The following is a 17,887-nucleotide window of genomic DNA, read 5'->3' as shown; positions in this document are numbered from 1 at the left end:
GCGCAGTGGCTGATCCCCTCACACCGCAGGAGCACTCAGCCGCGCAAAGTCCGGCAGCCGGTAGTACGGGTAGTAGGGGTACGCCGGGGTAGTCGCGCCGGCCTTGTCGAGGCGCGCGATCTGCTCGGCATCGAGTTCCCAGCCGACCGCGCCGAGGTTCTGGCGCAGTTGCTCCGCATTGCGTGCGCCGACGATGACGGTCGACACCGTTGGACGGCGCAGCAGCCAGTTGAGGGCGATCTGCGCGACGGTCTTACCGGTCTCCGCGGCGAGTTCGTCGAGGACGTCGACCACGTCGTAGAGCTTGTCGTCATCGACCGGCGGACCTGCCTCGGCGGTCTGATGCAGACGGCTGCCGTCCGGAAGTGGTTGGCCGCGGCGGATTTTCCCGGTCAGTCGGCCCCAGCCGAGCGGGCTCCACACCACCGCGCCGACACCCTGGTCCAGGCCGAGCGGCATGAGCTCCCATTCGTAGTCGCGACCGACGAGTGAGTAGTAGACCTGATGGGCGACATAGCGGGTCAGGCCGTGCCGGTCCGCCGCGGCAAGGGATTTCATCAGCTGCCAGCCCGCGAAGTTGGAGGCGCCGAGGTAGCGGATCTTGCCCGCGCGCACCAGATCGTCCAGTGCCGCAAGGACTTCCTCGACCGGAGTATGCGCGTCGAAGGCGTGCAGTTGGAACAGGTCGATGTAGTCCGTGCCGAGTCTGCGCAGCGAGCCCTCGACCGCCTTGATCAGGCGCGAACGGCCGGAACCCGCATCGAATGGGCCGGGACCGGTCGGCAGGCTCGCCTTGGTGGACAGCAGCAGTTGGTCGCGCCTGCCCTTGATGGCCGCACCGAGCACCTCCTCGGAGGCGCCATCGGAATAGACATCGGCGGTATCGAACATGGTGACGCCCGCGTCCAGGCTGATATCGACGAGTCGGCGCGCCTGCTCCGCATCGGTATCGCCCCACGCGCTGAACAGTTCGCCCCGCCCGCCGAAGGTGCCCGCGCCGAAACTCAGCGCCGGGACGAGCAGACCTGATGCGCCGAGCCGCCGGTACTCCATGATGACTCCTAAAGGGTCTATAGTTCCGTTAACAACCCGAACCATACACCCGTCACACCGCAAATGAAACTGGAGTTCCTTTATGGAGTCTCACAATGCCGCCCCCGGCTCGGTTCGCCCCGGTGGACGCACCGCACGCGTTCGCGAGGCCGTGCTGCAGGCGGCGGGTGATCTACTTGCCGAACGCGGTTTCGCACACCTGGATCTGACCGAGGTCGCTGCGCGCGCCGAGGTCGGCAAGACCACGGCCTACCGCCGCTGGCGCAACTCCACCGGACTCGTCGCCGACCTGCTCGTCGATATGGCCGAACAATCGCTGCCACACGCGGATACCGGCTCCCTACTCGGCGATCTCACCGCCAACGCCCACCTGGTCGCCAAAACCCTCACCGACCCCCGCCAAAGCCAGCTCTTCCAGGCTGTCATCGCCGCTGCCACCTGCGACGAGACCGCCGCAGCCGCCCTACGCCGCTTCTACGACATCCGCCTCACCGAGTGGACCCCCTGCATCGACGCCGCCATCGCCCGCGGCGAAATCCCCGAAAACACCGACGCCCGCGCCGTCCTGACCGCCGTCTCGGCCCCCCTCTACTACCGCCTCCTCGCCAGCGGCGACCCGATCGACGACGCTGCCGCCCGCACCGCCGCCGCAGCCGCCACCCAAGCCGCCTCGGCAGGCATCTTCACGAAGTCATCGGGCGATACCGCCACAGATTCCACCTGATCTTGATCGAGCAACTTGTTGCGAGCTATTCAGCGGGGGTTCAGGGCGGCTAGCTGGCGGTCGGTTTGGGCTCGGTGGACTTCCAGCGCGGTGCGCAGGAAGTCGAGGATCACGTCCAGTTGGTCGGAGTTGTAGCGGGCCAAGGCTTTTGCGCCCGCCTGACCGACTGGGCCGAAGATTTCAGCCGCCGTCGCCTGCGCGGCCTCGGTGGCTTCGACCAGGACACGGCGACGGTTGGCCGAATCCTGGCTGCGGGTGACGAATCCGGCGCGGACGAGTCGATCGATGACGGTAGTGGTCGCGGCGGGGCTCAGTTTGAGCTGAGCACTCAGCTCGCCGGCCGCGAGCGGGCCGCGACCGAGCACGACGTCGAGGCAGCGAGTATCGGTGCGATTGAGGCCGAGACGGGTGGCGACGGCCTCGTCGAAGGCATCGAAGCTCTCCTGCAGCAGGCGCAGCTGCATCCCGATCTCGCCGATGGTTTCATCTTTCGACATTCGAAGCTTTCTGTTATCGTATATTTCGTTCATCGAAACGATAGCACAGAAAGAACCGCCACTATGGATGAGACCCTCGATCGCACCGGCACCGACAACGCACAACTCAGCGCGGTCTTCCAGCAGGTCATGCAGACCTGGACCGATAACGATGCCGCGGCATTCGGCGCGTTGTTCACCGACGACTCCGATTACGTGTCCTACGACGGCACTCGCGCCAGCGGCCGCAAGGAACACCAGGCCAACCACGACAAGCTCTTTCGCGGTGTGCTCGCCGGTTCGGCCCTGGTCGGCGAATTGGAGTCGATCCGGTACGTGACGCCCGATGTCGCGATCCTGCACGGCACCGCGTCGGTGCTGATGCCGTGGCGGTCGCGGCTGCCCGAGCGCCGCCTGTCGCGGCAGACCCTGGTGCTGGTCCGAACCCCCGGGGGATGGCGGGTCACCGCGATTCACAACGGCCGTGTACGACCGGTCACGGTTCCGGAGCCGGATTCGTTCCCGGCCAGGATGTCTCAGCTGATGGCCCGCATCGCGCGCAAGCTCGGTCTCGGCCGCAGGTGATCAGCGGGCCCAGGAGGGGTCGCGGCCGGTGAGTCCGACGATGCGGTCCAGGGGCGGGGCGGTGTCGGGGACTCGGACGACAGGGCCGAACATGCCCGGGGTGCCATCGGGCGGTGTGTCCCTGAGGAATTCGAGCAGGACGGTCAGGTGCACCGGGTCGACAGTCAGTTGCTGATCGGTAGCGCGGGCGAGATCCCAACTGTGGACAACGATTTCGTCCAGCGCGATGGTGGCCATGACGACCGCCGGGGCGGATACCCCGCCCGCTTCGGTTTCGCCGTCCCAGGCCGCCGGATCGCGCCAGGCCTCGACGAGTGCCTTCAGTTGGGCCGGAATGTGGGAACGCCAGTCGGCGGGCAGGGTGCTGTCCGAGCCGACGGCGGGCGGGACCGAGCGGCCGACCGCTTCCTTGGTCGCGGCCTGCCGGAAGGCCTCGGTGAGTCCGATGACGTGGGCGAACAGGTCGCGCACGCTGGTATCGGTGCAGGGTGTCGGCGCGCTGAGCTGATCGTCGGTGACGGCGCCGACCACCGCCTCCAGGGCGGCGGCGGCCGGTTCGAGATCGAAATTCGGGTGCATCGGGTCCTCCTCGGCAACAGACGTCAACGATTGAGACGGCGCGCACCGTCGGAATTCATCGCAACCAAGTCGTAGCGGCGAAAAGTGCTGGAAAAGCGGAGAATTGGTAGATGAAGGGCGATCGGGTGGAGATCGTCGTCGATTTCGGCGACGGGTCTCGCAGTTATGAAGTGGTCGCGACGCGGGCCGGGCGCAAGGTCGAGGTGCGCATCGCGCGTGGCGTGGTCGAGGTCAGCGAAGTGACGCGAACGGGCGTCGCGGTGCGGACGGCGCGGTTCATGGCGGGGCGCACATTGGCGCTCGTCGAATTCCCGGCGAATGGTTCGGGTCCGGTCGACGGCGAGTAGCAGGTGGGTTGCCGCGCGGCCGGACTAGGAGCATTCTCAACAGTGTTGGACTGGTTGTCCGCCTGCGCTGTGATTCCCGCAGCACCTGGAGTTCGCTCGGCAGAGCATCGGGTACCCAGCCGAAAAGCACGCGCGGAGAGGAATGAACGATGACCGATCCAAGCACGTCCCGCACCATCGACGCGGTTTCGGAAGCCGATTACGTCGAGCAGAACGTCCCCGCCTACCCCGAGATCGTCGATGACACCGACGAAAGCTCCGACCGCGAGCTCGCCGCGGCGGTCGATCGAGATGCCTTCGATGCCAATCCGGCCGATGTCGTGGAACAGTCGATCCCGGTGCCGCTCGACGACGATCGCGATTCCGAGCCGGGGTACTGATCGGCCCGTCAGCTCACGGCGCGATCTTGGCCCGCACCGTCGCGTGCAACTCCCGCAGACTGGAACGCTCGGTCGCGACTTCGAGCACCCGCAACCCGTGCGCGTGGCCGGCCAGCTCGACCGCCAACCGCTCGGTATCGACCTGCTTGTGCGGAATCCGGTAGGCGGCGCACAGCGCGGCCAAATCCATTCCGTGCGGCGTACCGAAGACGCGCTCGAAAACACCGGCGTACTGCGGATCGCCCTGTTCCAGTAGTTCGAAGATGCCGCCGCCGTCGTCGTTGGCGACCACGATGGTCAGATCGGCGGGGCGGGGTTCGCCGCGGCCGATGAGCAGGCCGGAGGCGTCGTGCAGGAAGGTGAGGTCACCGATCAGCGCAATGGTACGGCCGGTGTGGTGCAGTGCCGCGCCGACGGCCGTGGAAACGGTGCCGTCGATACCGGCCACGCCACGATTGGACAGCACCCGGACACCCGGCCGCGGCGGCGACACCAGGGCCGCGTCACGCACCGGATTGGATGCCCCGAGCAGCAACTGATCGCCCTCGCGCAGCGCGTCCATCACCACCGCGGCGACGTGCAGCCCGGTCGGCTTCGGATGGTTGGCCAGTTCGGCGCGAACGACCTGAACGGCCTTCGCATCGAGTTCGCGGCAGTACGCGAGCCAGTCCGCACTCGGCGCACCCGTGGTAACCGCCCTGGTACCGGTGCCGACCACATTGCCGGAGACATCTGGCCAGCGCGGACCGGTGGTGAGCGCGTAGACGGTCACGGCCGGATCCGCGAGCACCTTCGCGACCTGACGATGCAGCGTCGGACGCCCGGTGATAATCGCCTGCCGCGGCTTCAGCAGCGGCAGGGCCAGCGGATGCAGGGGCGGACCGTGCATCGGGGCCGTGGGTTCGGCCAATGTCGGTAGCTCGGCCAGTTCCGGCCGCAGGCCCGCGCCGTGGCCGGAGATGACGACCGTATCGGGCGTCAGGTCGAGATCGAGCGGCACGTCGAGCGTCGCGTACCGGGTGCACGTCCACGCCTCGCCGCCGGGGCGGCCCTGGGGCGCCCACTCGTCCGGCGTGTGATCCGGCACCAGCGGCTCGCGGAGCGGAATATCGAAATGCACCGGCCCGGCATTGCCGGAACGGGTGCCACGGGCCGCCGCGAGTACCCGGCAGACGGCCGAACGCCATTGACTGTTCTGCTGGCCGTAGGGCACGCCGCCATCGGTGTCCGGCTCCTCCTCGGCGAGTCCGAGGCTGATCGAGGCACGGACCTGGCTACCGAACAGCCCGAACTGCTCGACGGTCTGATTGGCGCCGGAACCGAGCATCTCGTAGGGCCGGTTGGCGCTCAGCACCACCAGCGGTACGCGGGCGTAGTTCGCCTCCAGCACGGCGGGGCCGAGATTGGCGACGGCGGTCCCCGAGGTCATCACGACTGGAACCGGCAGTCGACTGGCGATGGCGAGACCGATGGCCAGGAAGCCCGCGGTTCGCTCGTCGATGCGCATGTGCAGGCGGAGTCGGCCGGCCGCGTCGGCCGCCTGCAGCGCGAATGCCAGGGGCGCGTTTCTCGACCCCGGGCACAGAACGACGTCTCGCACACCCCCGCGCGCGAGCTCGTCAACGACCACTTGCGCCTGTGCTGTAGACGGATTCACATCTCCAGGCTCTCAGACAGTTGCTTCGACGTCTTCGTCACCCTGCTCACATTGGCACCTCGGTAGCGCTCGGCACCGGGGGTTGGCGGAAAATTCGCCCCGCGTCCACCACCGGACGCGGGGCGCTCAGCGCCCGTGGTCGGCCGAATCGCCGTGCGCGACAATGAGCGTCGCCGGCGCACCCACCACGGAGCGAGTCCCATGAGCGAACGCAGTGAGCGACAAAAAACACAGCCGCTCACGCGGTCATGCCGGAGCCGAGCGCTAGCGAGGCGCAGGCATGGGCGCGATGCGGCGCCGGGCGCCGCAATCCGACTCAGGCGTGCCGCTGCACGAGGTCGCCCAGCCGCGGCAGGGCCTCGATGACGTTCTTCTTGGCCGAGGAACGCATCGACGAGTAGACCTTCTTCAGCGCCGGACGCGTCGAGGCGTCGGCACGCGCGTCGGTCACCGCGAGCAAAGCCTCGGCGACCTCGTCCGACTTGGCGACCAGCAGGTCGGCGAACTGGCCGGACCCCGTCGCCGAGTATTCCTGCCAGAACGGCTCCAGCTGCGAGACGAGCTTGGGCGCCAAGGACTCCAGCGCGTCCGGCACGATGGACGGGCTGATCTTCTTGACCGCCGCGTAGCCACCCTTGACGGCCAGGCCCGACGCACCACCCTTGTCCGACACCTCGGCGTCCAGAACCTCCTTGGCATCGGCAAGGAAGGCCGTGCGCTTTGCGTCGTCGAGCAGGGATTCAGACAGTGCTGCAACCACTTTCAGGTTCCTCCGGGATCGATTCGATGAACGAGCGCACGTCACTATACGCACTGGTGCGCAGACTCACACGGCACTCATCGGGCTACGGCTGCCACGGCAGCAATTGGACCATCAATCCTTCACAATCCGCGAGGACATTGCCCTGCTCATCGGCTAGTTCCGCGGTGATGAAGGTCTTTCGGCCTTCGATGCGGTCGACGCGACCCCGCACGGTCAGCGGCGTCTGCAGCGGAGTGATCTTGCGATAGTTCACATGCAGATAAGCGGTGCGACTGATCGGCCGTCCGGCGTAGTGCACGATCATGCCGAGCAGATCGTCGAAGAGCAGTGGGAGCACGCCGCCGTGTGCCGCACCGTTGCCGCCGAGATGGAAGCGACGGAATTCCCCGGTCATCACGATGCCGTCGGGTCCGGCCTCGACCACCTGCCACGGCAGCAGCAAAAGGCTGCCGCGCCCGGGCAATTCGACCGCGCGGCCCGCCGGGCCCTGCAGTTCGGGTGCGCGATACGGCTCGAGCAGATCGATGAGTTCGCGCGTCCGGTCGAGTGCCTCGCCGTAGATTTCATCGGGGGCGTCCACGGAGACGACCAGATCCTGCAGCGTGCGCATGGCCTCGACGAACGGGGCGAAGTCGGCGCCGACTCGCGCGTGGGACACCTTGGGGAAGCCGCCGTGCATCTCGTACCGGGATTCGTCCACCGCGCTGTTGTCGATGCGCGGACCGGACCGCCCGACAACGCGTCCTGGAACCCGTTTCACTGCCTCACGCCCGCCCGTCACCCGACCGCCGCCCCTCATAGAATCGCTTCGCGATGCTCTCTCCATCCCTGCACGGTATCGCGTTGTTATACACCGTCAAGTCGTACCGTCGAGTAATGGAATCGGCACCGTAGAAGTTCGCATGGAAGTCGCTGGCATCCGAAACATCGGTGGGGGCAATAATCACTGGGGTGACGTTCAATCCGAAGCTGTGGCGGCCCGTTCCTGGGTTCGAGAACCTGACCGACATCACCTATCACCGGCATATCGAGCAGGGCACCGTCCGGGTGGCCTTCGATCGGCCGGAGGTGCGCAATGCGTTCCGCCCCCATACGGTCGACGAGCTCTATCGCGCGCTCGATCACGCCAGGATGACCCCGGATGTCGGCGCGGTGCTGCTCACCGGCAACGGCCCCAGCCCCAAGGACGGCGGCTGGGCCTTTTGCTCGGGCGGCGACCAGCGCATTCGCGGCCGCAGCGGCTACCAGTACGCGGACGGCGATACCGCGGACACCGTCGACCAGGCGCGCGCGGGCCGCCTGCACATCCTCGAGGTGCAGCGGCTGATCCGCTTCATGCCGAAGGTTGTCATCGCACTGGTCAACGGCTGGGCCGCGGGCGGCGGGCACAGTCTGCACGTGGTCTGCGATCTGACCCTGGCCAGCCGCGAGCACGCCAGGTTCAAGCAGACCGACGCCGATGTCGGCAGCTTCGACGGCGGTTACGGCAGCGCCTATCTCGCGAAAATGGTCGGCCAGAAATTCGCGCGGGAAATCTTCTTCCTCGGCCGTCCCTACACCGCCGAGGAAATGCATCAGATGGGCGCGGTGAACAGGGTCGTCGATCACGCCGAACTGGAAAATGTCGCACTGGAGTGGACCGCCGATATCAACGGCAAATCCCCACAGGCCCAGCGCATGTTGAAGTACGCGTTCAATCTGCTCGACGACGGTCTGGTCGGTCAGCAGCTCTTCGCGGGCGAGGCCACCCGGATGGCGTATATGACCGATGAGGCGGTCGAAGGCCGCGACGCCTTCCTGGAAAAGCGCGAGCCGGACTGGACCCCCTACCCCTGGTACTTCTGACATGGACATCCTCAGCAGCCGGGTCATCCTGCGGCCCGCCGACTACCAGGCAACCCTCGCGTTCTACCGCGACGGACTCGGCTTGGCCATCGCGCGCGAGTATCCGGGCGGCACGGTTTTCTTCGCTGGACAGTCGCTGATCGAGGTGGCCGCGCACGGCGGATCGGGCAAATCGACCACCTTCGAAGGCGCGCTCTGGCTGCATGTTCGCGACATTTCGGACGCGGCGGCGGAGCTTGCGCTGAAGGGGATCCGCATCCAGCGCGAGCCGGTGCGCGAGCCGTGGGGACTGATCGAAATGTGGGTACACGATCCGGACGGCGTGCCGATCGTTTTGGTCGAAATTCCCGCCGAGCATCCGATCCGGCGGGATTCGCGCTGGTCACCGGACTGATCACGCCGGCAGCGGCGGCGTGGCCGGTCCGGCTCGAGTTGCCAATGCCGACCCCGGCGAGGACGATAACCACGGATGACCGCCCGACCGCCGACGTCCGGGTGAGCACCGACTGAGTACCGTCCTCCGAGTGAATCGCAGTCTCGATGTCCGGCGTACCCGACTTCTTCTCCCCTGACGCGGCCGAACCCCCAGCGCGCCGCCCCAGCAAACCGACCCCTGCCGCGTGCGGTCGTGTCGACATGACACGATCAGACTCGTGAGGGAGCGCAGCGAGCGAACCATGAACACAGCGCGCCTGCGCACGACGGCGCCGAGCACCAGCGGGGTGCGGTCGCGCATGACGGGGGCGAAATCATGAGTCGCACCCTGCGGACGCTGCCGATGCCGACCGGATCCGGGCTCGGCGATGTCATGCCGCATCTGCGAGAAGTGTTGGAGGGCAACGGCCCCGCGTGGTTGCCGATACCGACCAGCGACCGCCGGGAGGCCAGGCGACTGAGCGATGCACTCTCGCCCGGCGAGCTGATCGATGACGAGGCGGCACTGGTCGTGACCACCTCCGGCACCACCGGTGTGCCGAAGGGCGCCATGCTCAGCTCCGCCGCGCTGCGGGCCAGCGTGACTGCCACACACGATCGACTCGGTGGTCCCGGCACCTGGCTGCTGGCCCTGCCGACCCATCACATCGCTGGCATTCAGGTGTTGCTGCGTAGCATTCTGGCCGGTACCGAACCCAGCGTGCTCGACGTTTCCGGCGGATTCCTACCCGAGGCGCTGGCCGGCGCGATTTCCGGTATGCGCGGTGAGCGCCGCTACACCGCGCTGGTGCCGACCCAGCTCATCAAGGCGCTGGAGGCGCCCACCGCCGCGACAGCACTTGCCCAGTTGGACGGCGTGCTCGTCGGCGGGGCGGCCACTCCGGCGCCGGTCTACGAGCGCGCGAAAGCGGCCGGTATCAACGTCGTTCGCACCTACGGCATGAGCGAAACCTGCGGCGGCTGTGTGTACGACGGAGTTCCGCTCGACGGCACCGAGATTCGCATCGAGGACGGTCGCGTGCTGCTCGGCGGCGCGATGATCGCCATCGGCTACCGCGGCCAGCCCGACCATCCTGCGTTCGCCGAACCCGGCTGGTTCCGTACCGAGGACGCGGGCACGTATGAGAACGGTGTGCTCAGGATCAGCGGACGGCTCGACGAGGCCATCGTGACCGGCGGACTGCTCGTCATCCCGCAGGTCGTCGAGGCCGTGCTGATCACCCATCCCGGCATCAGCGAATGCGTGGTGCTCGGTCTGCCCGACGATCGGCTCGGCCAGCGCGTCGCGGTCGCGGTGGTCCCCGCCCCCGGCGCCACCCCAACCCTCGAGGAACTGCGCGATCACGTCGTGCGCGAACTCGATTCCATCGCCGCACCGCGCGAGCTGGCGCTGCTGGACGAGCTTCCGCTGCGCGGCCCCGGCAAACCCGACCGCGTCAAACTCCGCGAACGCTTGTCCGCCTCTCCGCGTATTTAGGCGCCAGACCCAGGTGCGACCACAGTTGCGTCGGCGACCGGCGATGACGTCGTTACCGAGTTAGCCCGTACCCGACGAGTTACCCATGTTCTCCCGAAATCAGTTGTTACGTTTGCCGCGTTGACCTAGCGGTGCATGAGCACGCGATCGTGGTGCAAGGTCGCGCGACATTGTGATGCAAGGGCCGTGCAAGACGGCGGCCCCAAAGTCTTGTGCATGACTTCTTACACACCCAATTCAGCGCTCGCCGTCGAGGCGGACAGCCTGGTCAAGGTGTTCGGGGAACAGCGCGCCGTCGACGGTGTGAGCCTGGCGGTTCCGCAGGGCTCGGTCTACGGCGTGCTCGGCCCGAACGGCGCGGGCAAGACCACGACCATCCGCATGCTGGCCACCCTGTTGCGCCCGGACGGCGGCAGCGCCCGCATCTTCGGCCGTGACGTCGTCGCGGAACCGACGGCGGTCCGGTCCCTGGTCGGCGTCACCGGGCAGTACGCCTCGGTCGACGAGGACCTGACGGCCACCGAAAATCTGATCATCTTCTCCCGCCTGCTCGGCCTCAGCAAGATCGATGCCAGGCGCAAGTCGGTCGAACTGCTGGAGGAGTTCGACCTCACCGAGGCGGCGAGCAAGCCGCTGAAGAACTTCTCCGGCGGTATGCGACGCCGCCTCGATCTGGCCGCCAGCCTGATCGCGACACCGCCGCTGCTGTTCCTGGACGAGCCGACGACCGGCCTCGATCCGCGCACCCGCGCCCAAATGTGGGAGACCATCCGCCGCCTGGTCCGCGAGGGCGCGACGGTGCTGCTCACCACGCAGTACCTGGACGAGGCCGATCAGCTCGCGGACCGGATCGCCGTCATCGACCACGGCAAGGTGATCGCCGACGGCACCGCCGACGAGCTCAAGGCCTCGGTCGGTGGCTCCTCACTGCATCTGACCCTGGTCGACCGGGCCCAGCTCGAGGAGGCGCGCCGGGTTGTCGGTGACTTCCTCGGCGTCGACGCCCAGATCACGCCGGAGGCCGGTCGGCTCACCGCGCCGCTTGCGGACGCGGGCATGACCGCCGATCTGCTGATTCGCCTGCGCGAGTGGGAGATCGCGATCGACGAGATCACCGTCACCAAACCCAGCCTCGACGAGGTCTTCCTCACCATCACCGGCCACCCGGCCGACGACAACGATTCGGAACGGAGCGCGGCATGACGACCATCACCGCCGAGAGCACCGCCGCGCGACATGCGGCACCGACCTCGATTCCCGAGGTCAGCAATAAGATCAGCCTGCAACAGACCGTGGCGACCTCGCTCACCATGGCCTACCGGGGCATCCTGAAAATCAAACACAATCCCGAGCAACTGTTCGATGTGACGATTCAGCCGATCCTGTTCACCGCGCTGTTCGCCTACATCTTCGGCGGGGCGATCGGCGGGAGCGTGTCGAACTATCTGCCGGTCCTGATTCCCGGCATTCTGGTGCAGACCGTGGTGCTGACCTCGGTTGTCACCGGCACCCAGTTGCGCGAGGATATGGACAAGGGCGTCTTCGACCGGTTCAAATCCCTGCCCATCGCCCGCATTTCGGTGCTGGCGGGTGCGTTGATCGCCGATATGGTGCGCTACGCACTGGCGACGACGCTGACCATCGTGGTCGGTCTGGCCATCGGCTACCGGCCCGAGGGCGGTGTGGCCGGTGTCGTGGTGGCCGGTCTGGTCATCGTGGTCTGCTCGTTCGCGGTGAGCTGGATCTGGGCGCTGGTCGGCGTCACCGGTAAGAGTGCCGCAGGCGTGCAGGGCATTTCGATGATGGTGATGTTCCCGCTGACCTTCATGTCCGGCGCGTTCGCTCAGGTGAGCACCATGCCGGGCTGGATGCAGGGGCTCAATCACGTGAATCCCGTGTACTACATGGTGAATGCGGCCCGAGCGCTGATGAACGGCAACGTCTACGGCAGCGATCTGGCCTGGTCGCTGATCGGCTCGGTGATCGTGATCGCGATCTTCGCGCCGCTGAGCATCAAGGCGTACATGCGCCGGGCGTGATGCACAGAAGTCGCGGTGGGTGAGTCACCCACCGCGATTTTCGTTGTCGCAGGACAGTTCCTGCAGGAGTTCGAGGATCCTGTCCGCCGCCTGCCGCCGACGCATTCCTGCGACACGGGTCAGTGCTTCGTCGAAGCGCTCGTCCCCCACCGTTGTTCGGTGCAGTGCCGCATGACGCCGCAATTCGGCCGACGGACTATCCTGTCGCCCCAGCACTTTGGTCGCCAGCGAGAGCAGCTCCAAGCCCACCTCCGTATCGCGTCCGACCGCGAGACAGAATGTTCCGACAGCGTTGCCGACAGCGCCGATCTGCGGCAGGTCGGGGAACTGCCCGAGTCGGCCGGCCGCGATGCGCAGCAGCGTCCGCGCGATATCGGCGGCCTCCGCCGCCCGTCCGTGCAGCACATGCGCGTCCACGGCCCCGCTCGCGGTCACCAGGATGCCCGGGCCGACCATCGGGGCGTCATCGGGCCAGCCGTGCAGGTCCAGTGCCCGCCGGTAGTAGTGCAGCCCGGCGTCGATATCGCCCTCGGCCAGTTCGAGTTCCGCCATTCCGACGACAACCGGCGCCAGGCGGTGGTTACGTCGGATGTGTGGGTCATCGATCGGCGTACCGTGTGCCGGATCGCCATCCGCGGCGCCGAGCGCGAAGCCCAACTCCCGCCGCGCCTCGTCGAGCCGGCCCGCGCCGATCAACGACACCGCGAGATAACTGGACATTTCGACGGCTTCTTCGTGGGCGTGCAACTCCCGCAACAGTTCCGCCGCCCGGCGGTAGTACCCCACCGCATCGGCATAGTGCGCGGTCTGTCCGGCGAGCTGCCCGAGATGCTGGGTGACCATCGCCGTGCCCCAGACATCGCGGCCCTCGATCAGCTGGAAGGCAGCCTTCGCGTCCCGGGCGGAGCCGTAGACATCGCCCGCGTTTTCCCGGATATTCGCGCGCATGAACACCGCCGCGCCGCGCACCACGGGGTCCGGCGACCGGGCGCCGTCCGCGAACTGCCTCGGTGTGTCCGAGCCCGAGGCATTCCCGCAGGCCATCGCGCCGAGAAAGCGCGCTCCACCATTGAGATCGATCGCGGTGCTGAGCAATCGACGGATCCTGGCCCGCGTGGTCGCCACCTCACGCAGGTCGGCGCCGAGGAACACGACGTGCATGCCGATCTGCAGGTGCGCGAGCATCTGCAGATCAGCGACCGGACCGCGCACCGGACCGGGTTCGGGCGGCAGGGTCAGAATCCGGCGCGCCCAACCGCTCAGCTCCATGTGCGCGCCACGCATTACCCATAGCGTGCCGGCAACCGGGAAGACCCGGTACACCGTGCGAGCGTCCCTGCGCTCCAACGCATATCGCAGCACCGCGACCAGGTTGTCGAGTTCCGCGCCGACCGAGAGCACGGTGGCCACTTGCTCGTCGGACAGATAACGGTGCACGGTAGCGATCGAATAATCACGGGCCCAGCGCGACATGCGATCCATCACCACGGGACGCTCGTCGACCGCTCCCGAAATGCCCGCCGCCGCATCGGATCCGGTCAGCGCGAGCTGTTCCTCACCGAATTCGCGAACGGTTTCCAGCATCCGGTAGCGGGTGCCGATCAGGCCCTCATCGTCGTCCAGGACGGTCAGCAGCGATTGGCCGACCAGTCCGTCCACAGCCGTGGCCACATCGTCGACATCGGGGCCGCCCGCCACCACTTCGGCCGCATCGAGGGTGAACCCGGCCGGAAAGCGGCACAGCCTGCGCAAGGCGATCTGTTGCGGCTCTTCGAGCAGATTCCAGCTCCATGCGATCACCGCGTGCAAGGTGCGATGGCGTTCCGGCGAGGAGCGATCTCCGCTACGCAGCAACGCGAATCGATGTTCCAGGCGGGTTTCGATTTCTTCGACGCTCATGGTCCGCACTCTGGCGGCCGCCAGTTCGATGGCCAGCGGCAGCCCGTCGAGTGTGGTGCACAGCCGGGCCACCACCTCGGGATCCAGGCGTACGGTCGGCCGCACCGCGCGCGCTCTGGCCATGAACAGCTCGGTGGCGGGCGATCCGGCCGCGTCGATTGCCAAGGGCGCCAGCGGATAGACCGTTTCCGCGGTGATCGCCAGCGGCGCTCGGCTGGTGGTGAGCACGCTGAGCTGATCGCAGCTGCCGACGAGATCAGCGACCACCTCGGCCACCGCGTCGATCAGATGCTCGCAGTTGTCCAAGATCAAGAGCGTCGGACGGGCGGCGAGCGCATCGCGCAGTCGGCGACCGGCATCGCTGTAGCCGGTGGAGCGCCGCCACGCCGTCTCCCGGACGATCTCGCCGAGACCGAGCGTGGTGCTGATCGCGGCCTCGATATCGGCGCGCGGATCGGCATCGGCGGCCGTATCGGCCCGCACCGAGGCCAACTCGACCAGCACCACGGATTCACTGCGCGCGACCCGTGCGCCCAATTCGTTGGCCACCCTGGTCTTTCCGGTGCCGCCGGGGCCGAGGACGGTCGTCACCCGCGAGCGGTGCAGCAGTTGCTCGAGCGCGTCCAGATCGGCGGCGCGTCCGAGCAGGGCATTGGGAGCCGCGCGCAGGCCGATCGCGGAGCGGGCACTCGGCGGCACGGCAGCGGCCGAATCCGAAACTCGTCCAATCGAATCCAGTGCCGTCGCATCCCGCCCTGCGGAATCCCGTGCGGCCGAATCCGACACCGCGGCCGATACCGTCGGATCGCGCGGTGTGACCGAATTCACGCCGGGCGTCGGCTTCGGTACGACCCCACCATGATCGGTCCGCGATGCGAATCCGGGCACCGGATCACCCCGCAGGATCGCGGTATTCAGCTCGACCAGCGCCGGGCCCGGATCCGCGCCTAGTTCTTCGACAAGTCGCCCACGGATCGATGCGAAGACATCGAGGGCTTCGTTGGGCCGACCGGCTGCGGCGAGCAATCGCATCAAGGTGGCGTGCGCGGCCTCGTCGAGCGGTTTGGCGGCCGCGGTGCGGCGGGTGATCGCCACCGCGCCGTCGAGATCACCGGCGGCGACCCGGGCGGCGACCTCGATCGCTTCTAGTTCGGACCAGCGGTGTGCGGCCGCGGCGCGCAGCTCGTCGGCGAGGTCGCCCGCGGGCAGGTCGGCACCGGGCTCGCCGCGCCAGAGCGATCTGGCCTGCGTCAGCACCTCTAGACATCCGGCGTGGTCGCCGTCGGCCTGTTTGGCGCGGGCCGCGCGCACCAGGTCGTCCGCGAGGGTCAAATCGACCTGATCGGCGGTCAGCGTGAGGCGGTAGCCCGCCGGGCCGATCTCCAGCGCCGCATCCGGCAGCGCCGCGCGCAGTCGCGACACCTGGGTGTGCAGCGCGTTCATCGGTGCGCGCGGCGGCTGCTCACCCCACACCTCATCGATCAGCGCCTGGGCACTGCGGCTGCGGCCGGGCCGCAGGGCCAGCGCGGCGAGCAGCAGTCGCGACCGTGCCCCGGGCAGCGCGGCGAGCGTGCCGTCTCGGCGTAGCGCGATTTCGCCCAGCAGGGCCACTACGACCGATTCGCCTGCGGGCGTCGTCAGGGTTTGACTTCGGCCGTTCGGGCCGCTCTGATCGGGAAACATTCCGTGGTTATCGTATGCGAGCAGTGCGTGCTGGGCTGACATGGTTTTTCGCCCCTGTTCGGACCGGTAGGTCGCCTACGCTGTGCGCATGGCTGAGTTCGAAATCGTTCGGCAGGCTGTGATCACGGCCGAGCCCGCGCGCATTCATGCGCTGATCGATGACTTCCACGAGTGGACCAAGTGGTCGCCATGGGAGGACGTCGATCCGCAACTGCAGCGGAAGTACTCCGGGCCGGACGCCGGAGTCGGCGCCCAGTACGCCTGGGACGGCAATCGCAAAGCCGGTCGCGGCAGCATGGAGATCACCTCCAGTGACGACCGGGAAATCGGTATCCGGCTGGCGTTCGAGAAGCCGTTCAAGGCCACCAATAAGACGACCTTCGAGCTGAACCCGGTCTCGGCCCTCGAAGGAGGAGAACCCCGCACCGAGGTGGTCTGGCGGATGAGAGGCCAGCACAAGGGCCTGATGGGCGTGCTCGGGAAGGTGTTCCCGATCGACAATATGATCGGCAAGGACTTCGAAAAGGGCCTGGACCGACTGAAGACCGCCGCCGAAGCCAACTGAACCGCCCGAGCGGACCGAACCGCGGCCGCGCATTAGGCTGCGAACATGGCTACTGCAGCGCAATGGATCGAGGGCGCACGGCCCCGTACCCTGCCGAACGCGATCGCCCCTGTCCTCGCCGGAACCGGCGCCGCCGCCTCCATCGATGGCGCGGTGTGGTGGAAAGCGATTCTCGCGCTGCTGGTTTCGCTGGCCCTGATCATCGGGGTGAATTACGCCAACGACTACTCCGACGGCATCCGCGGCACCGATGACGTGCGGGTCGGTCCGCTGCGGCTGGTCGGGCAGAAGCTCGCCTCGCCCGCCGCGGTCAAGAATGCCGCGATCATCAGCCTGGCCATCGGCGCGGTCTTCGGGCTGGTGCTCGTCATCGCGACGGCGTGGTGGTTGCTGCTGGTCGGCGTGGCCTGCCTGGCCGGTGCCTGGTTCTACACCGGCGGCAGCAAGCCCTACGGCTACAGCGGGTTCGGTGAGCTCGCGGTCTTCGTCTTCTTCGGTCTGATCGGGGTGCTCGGCACCGAATTCGTGCAGGCCGAGCGGGTCGAATGGGCGGGCCTGGTGCTGGCGATCGGAGTCGGGGCGTTCTCCAGCGCGGTGCTGGTCGCCAATAACCTGCGCGATATCCCGACCGACACCGAATCCGGAAAGGTCACGCTCGCGGTCAAACTCGGCGATCCGCGGACTCGCACACTGCACTTGGCGCTGCTCGCCGTGCCGTTCATCGCGACGCTGCTGTTGGTCGTCCGCACGCCGTGGGCGCTGGTCGGACTGGTCGCCGTGCCGTTGGCGGTGCGCGCCAATGCACCGGTGCGCTCCGGTAAGGGTGGGCTGGAATTGATTCCGGCGCTCCGCGATTCGGGATTGGCGCTGTTGGCGTGGTCGGCGGTTACCGCGTTGGCGCTGGGTATCGCCGGTTAGTAGCGCGCGGGCGACCAGGACGGTCGCCCGCGCCGCAGCTTTTAGTCGTCGCCGTCCGGGACCAGGATGCCGAGGACCCAGTTGACCACCGCGACGATGATGCCGCCCCATACAGCGGCCCAGAAGCCGTCGACGCGCAGGCCGTAGTCGGTGGTTTCGCTGATCTTCGCGGTGAGCCACAGCATCAGCGCGTTGATCACCAGCAGGAACAGGCCGAGGGTCACGATGACCAGCGGTAGCGATAGAAGTTTCACAATCGGTTTGATCACCGCGTTCACCACGGTGAAGACCACCGCGACGACCAGGATGACAATGACTTTGCCGCCATTGCCCTTGTCTGCGGGGCTGAGTATTTCGATCTTGTCGACCCAGAAGGCGGCCAGCCAGATGGCCACCGCGTTGATGATCAACCGAATCAGAAGCTGCATGCGCCAATGCTAGGCCCGACGGGCGGGCATGTGC

Annotated in this window: 19 protein-coding genes; 11 read left to right on the top strand and 8 right to left on the bottom strand. The window is 67.3% G+C overall.

The genetic code is table 11. The annotated features are described in order from the left end of the window. Window positions 1-18 precede the first annotated feature (18 nt). Window positions 19-1,053 (bottom strand): aldo/keto reductase, encoded by a 1,035-nt coding sequence (locus tag ACZ60G_RS18420; protein ID WP_465811281.1) that lies wholly within the window; start codon window positions 1,051-1,053, stop codon window positions 19-21. A gap of 82 nt (window positions 1,054-1,135) precedes the next feature. On the opposite strand from ACZ60G_RS18420, the gene ACZ60G_RS18415 reads away from it, so the two are divergent. Further along, the gene (locus ACZ60G_RS18415; RefSeq protein WP_465811280.1) at window positions 1,136-1,777 is read left to right on the top strand and encodes a TetR/AcrR family transcriptional regulator; all 642 of its coding nucleotides are present in this window, start codon (window positions 1,136-1,138) and stop codon (window positions 1,775-1,777) included. A gap of 29 nt (window positions 1,778-1,806) precedes the next feature. Here ACZ60G_RS18415 and ACZ60G_RS18410 read toward each other — a convergent pair whose 3' ends face one another. Then, window positions 1,807-2,274 carry a MarR family winged helix-turn-helix transcriptional regulator gene (locus ACZ60G_RS18410; protein ID WP_465811279.1) on the bottom strand — a complete coding sequence of 156 codons (468 nt, stop codon included), beginning with the start codon at window positions 2,272-2,274 and terminating at the stop codon, window positions 1,807-1,809. 63 nt (window positions 2,275-2,337) lie between these two features. Here ACZ60G_RS18410 and ACZ60G_RS18405 point away from each other — a divergent pair, with 63 nt between their 5' ends. After that, the gene (locus ACZ60G_RS18405; RefSeq protein ID WP_465811278.1) at window positions 2,338-2,838 is read left to right on the top strand and encodes an SgcJ/EcaC family oxidoreductase; all 501 of its coding nucleotides are present in this window, start codon (window positions 2,338-2,340) and stop codon (window positions 2,836-2,838) included. Here ACZ60G_RS18405 and ACZ60G_RS18400 read toward each other — a convergent pair whose 3' ends face one another. Further along, window positions 2,839-3,417, bottom strand: a complete 579-nt coding sequence (locus ACZ60G_RS18400; protein ID WP_465811277.1) for a TIGR03086 family metal-binding protein — start codon at window positions 3,415-3,417, stop codon at window positions 2,839-2,841. A gap of 110 nt (window positions 3,418-3,527) precedes the next feature. On the opposite strand from ACZ60G_RS18400, the gene ACZ60G_RS18395 reads away from it, so the two are divergent. Then, the gene (locus tag ACZ60G_RS18395) at window positions 3,528-3,764 is read left to right on the top strand and encodes a hypothetical protein (RefSeq protein WP_040696132.1); all 237 of its coding nucleotides are present in this window, start codon (window positions 3,528-3,530) and stop codon (window positions 3,762-3,764) included. A 149-nt stretch (window positions 3,765-3,913) separates the two neighbouring features. Beyond that, complete coding sequence (locus tag ACZ60G_RS18390) at window positions 3,914-4,144, top strand: hypothetical protein (protein WP_465811276.1); 231 nt, start codon at window positions 3,914-3,916, stop codon at window positions 4,142-4,144. Between the two features lie 13 nt (window positions 4,145-4,157). Here ACZ60G_RS18390 and menD read toward each other — a convergent pair whose 3' ends face one another. The 3 genes from menD to ACZ60G_RS18375 all read right to left on the bottom strand — a co-directional run bounded on the left by menD (window position 4,158) and on the right by ACZ60G_RS18375 (window position 7,243). Beyond that, window positions 4,158-5,801: a 2-succinyl-5-enolpyruvyl-6-hydroxy-3-cyclohexene-1-carboxylic-acid synthase gene (gene menD, locus ACZ60G_RS18385; protein WP_465811275.1), complete on the bottom strand. Its 1,644-nt coding sequence runs from the start codon at window positions 5,799-5,801 to the stop codon at window positions 4,158-4,160. A 316-nt stretch (window positions 5,802-6,117) separates the two neighbouring features. Beyond that, the gene (locus tag ACZ60G_RS18380) at window positions 6,118-6,561 is read right to left on the bottom strand and encodes a DUF6918 family protein (RefSeq protein WP_063045408.1); all 444 of its coding nucleotides are present in this window, start codon (window positions 6,559-6,561) and stop codon (window positions 6,118-6,120) included. Window positions 6,562-6,646: 85 nt separating this feature from the next. Continuing rightward, window positions 6,647-7,243: a PaaI family thioesterase gene (locus ACZ60G_RS18375; RefSeq protein WP_465811382.1), complete on the bottom strand. Its 597-nt coding sequence runs from the start codon at window positions 7,241-7,243 to the stop codon at window positions 6,647-6,649. A gap of 272 nt (window positions 7,244-7,515) precedes the next feature. Between ACZ60G_RS18375 and ACZ60G_RS18370 the strand changes: the two genes are divergently transcribed. The 5 genes from ACZ60G_RS18370 (at window position 7,516) to ACZ60G_RS18350 (ending at window position 12,360) form a co-directional block, all read left to right on the top strand. Continuing rightward, on the top strand, window positions 7,516-8,409 hold the full coding sequence (locus tag ACZ60G_RS18370; protein WP_465811274.1) for a 1,4-dihydroxy-2-naphthoyl-CoA synthase: 894 nt from the start codon (window positions 7,516-7,518) through the stop codon (window positions 8,407-8,409). 1 nt (window position 8,410) lies between these two features. Then, window positions 8,411-8,803, top strand: coding sequence for a VOC family protein (locus ACZ60G_RS18365; RefSeq protein WP_465811273.1), 393 nt, complete (start codon window positions 8,411-8,413; stop codon window positions 8,801-8,803). A 357-nt stretch (window positions 8,804-9,160) separates the two neighbouring features. Next, window positions 9,161-10,321 carry an o-succinylbenzoate--CoA ligase gene (menE, locus tag ACZ60G_RS18360; protein WP_465811272.1) on the top strand — a complete coding sequence of 387 codons (1,161 nt, stop codon included), beginning with the start codon at window positions 9,161-9,163 and terminating at the stop codon, window positions 10,319-10,321. A 216-nt stretch (window positions 10,322-10,537) separates the two neighbouring features. Then, window positions 10,538-11,524, top strand: a complete 987-nt coding sequence (locus tag ACZ60G_RS18355) for an ATP-binding cassette domain-containing protein (protein WP_465811271.1) — start codon at window positions 10,538-10,540, stop codon at window positions 11,522-11,524. Then, window positions 11,521-12,360, top strand: coding sequence for an ABC transporter permease (locus ACZ60G_RS18350; RefSeq protein ID WP_465811270.1), 840 nt, complete (start codon window positions 11,521-11,523; stop codon window positions 12,358-12,360). Before ACZ60G_RS18355 ends, ACZ60G_RS18350 begins: the two co-directional genes overlap by 4 nt. Before the next feature lie 24 nt (window positions 12,361-12,384). Here ACZ60G_RS18350 and ACZ60G_RS18345 read toward each other — a convergent pair whose 3' ends face one another. Further along, on the bottom strand, window positions 12,385-15,984 hold the full coding sequence (locus tag ACZ60G_RS18345; RefSeq protein WP_465811269.1) for an AfsR/SARP family transcriptional regulator: 3,600 nt from the start codon (window positions 15,982-15,984) through the stop codon (window positions 12,385-12,387). Between the two features lie 46 nt (window positions 15,985-16,030). Here ACZ60G_RS18345 and ACZ60G_RS18340 point away from each other — a divergent pair, with 46 nt between their 5' ends. Both ACZ60G_RS18340 and ACZ60G_RS18335 read left to right on the top strand, forming a co-directional pair. Further along, complete coding sequence (locus ACZ60G_RS18340; RefSeq protein WP_465811268.1) at window positions 16,031-16,507, top strand: SRPBCC family protein; 477 nt, start codon at window positions 16,031-16,033, stop codon at window positions 16,505-16,507. Window positions 16,508-16,552: 45 nt separating this feature from the next. Continuing rightward, window positions 16,553-17,425 carry a 1,4-dihydroxy-2-naphthoate polyprenyltransferase gene (locus ACZ60G_RS18335; protein ID WP_465811267.1) on the top strand — a complete coding sequence of 291 codons (873 nt, stop codon included), beginning with the start codon at window positions 16,553-16,555 and terminating at the stop codon, window positions 17,423-17,425. Window positions 17,426-17,466: 41 nt separating this feature from the next. On the opposite strand, the gene ACZ60G_RS18330 is transcribed toward ACZ60G_RS18335, so the two are convergent. After that, the gene (locus ACZ60G_RS18330) at window positions 17,467-17,853 is read right to left on the bottom strand and encodes a phage holin family protein (protein WP_465811266.1); all 387 of its coding nucleotides are present in this window, start codon (window positions 17,851-17,853) and stop codon (window positions 17,467-17,469) included. Window positions 17,854-17,887: the final 34 nt, after the last annotated feature.

The sequence above is a fragment of the Nocardia sp. NPDC102475 genome (assembly GCF_055584605.1).
Note: the sequence above shows the minus strand (reverse complement) of the source record. Positions and strands in the feature narration are given on the sequence as shown.

Coding starts and splice junctions, on each gene's coding strand:
- ACZ60G_RS18355 (WP_465811271.1), top strand. CDS start 10,538: ATGACTTCTTACACACCCAATTCAGCGCTCGCCGTCGAGGCGGACAGC.
- menE (WP_465811272.1), top strand. CDS start 9,161: ATGAGTCGCACCCTGCGGACGCTGCCGATGCCGACCGGATCCGGGCTC.
- ACZ60G_RS18365 (WP_465811273.1), top strand. CDS start 8,411: ATGGACATCCTCAGCAGCCGGGTCATCCTGCGGCCCGCCGACTACCAG.
- ACZ60G_RS18340 (WP_465811268.1), top strand. CDS start 16,031: ATGGCTGAGTTCGAAATCGTTCGGCAGGCTGTGATCACGGCCGAGCCC.
- ACZ60G_RS18335 (WP_465811267.1), top strand. CDS start 16,553: ATGGCTACTGCAGCGCAATGGATCGAGGGCGCACGGCCCCGTACCCTG.
- ACZ60G_RS18375 (WP_465811382.1), bottom strand. CDS start 7,243: ATGCACGGCGGCTTCCCCAAGGTGTCCCACGCGCGAGTCGGCGCCGAC.
- ACZ60G_RS18345 (WP_465811269.1), bottom strand. CDS start 15,984: ATGTCAGCCCAGCACGCACTGCTCGCATACGATAACCACGGAATGTTT.
- ACZ60G_RS18410 (WP_465811279.1), bottom strand. CDS start 2,274: ATGTCGAAAGATGAAACCATCGGCGAGATCGGGATGCAGCTGCGCCTG.
- ACZ60G_RS18400 (WP_465811277.1), bottom strand. CDS start 3,417: ATGCACCCGAATTTCGATCTCGAACCGGCCGCCGCCGCCCTGGAGGCG.
- ACZ60G_RS18415 (WP_465811280.1), top strand. CDS start 1,136: ATGGAGTCTCACAATGCCGCCCCCGGCTCGGTTCGCCCCGGTGGACGC.
- ACZ60G_RS18405 (WP_465811278.1), top strand. CDS start 2,338: ATGGATGAGACCCTCGATCGCACCGGCACCGACAACGCACAACTCAGC.
- ACZ60G_RS18350 (WP_465811270.1), top strand. CDS start 11,521: ATGACGACCATCACCGCCGAGAGCACCGCCGCGCGACATGCGGCACCG.
- ACZ60G_RS18330 (WP_465811266.1), bottom strand. CDS start 17,853: ATGCAGCTTCTGATTCGGTTGATCATCAACGCGGTGGCCATCTGGCTG.
- ACZ60G_RS18395 (WP_040696132.1), top strand. CDS start 3,528: ATGAAGGGCGATCGGGTGGAGATCGTCGTCGATTTCGGCGACGGGTCT.
- ACZ60G_RS18420 (WP_465811281.1), bottom strand. CDS start 1,053: ATGGAGTACCGGCGGCTCGGCGCATCAGGTCTGCTCGTCCCGGCGCTG.
- ACZ60G_RS18390 (WP_465811276.1), top strand. CDS start 3,914: ATGACCGATCCAAGCACGTCCCGCACCATCGACGCGGTTTCGGAAGCC.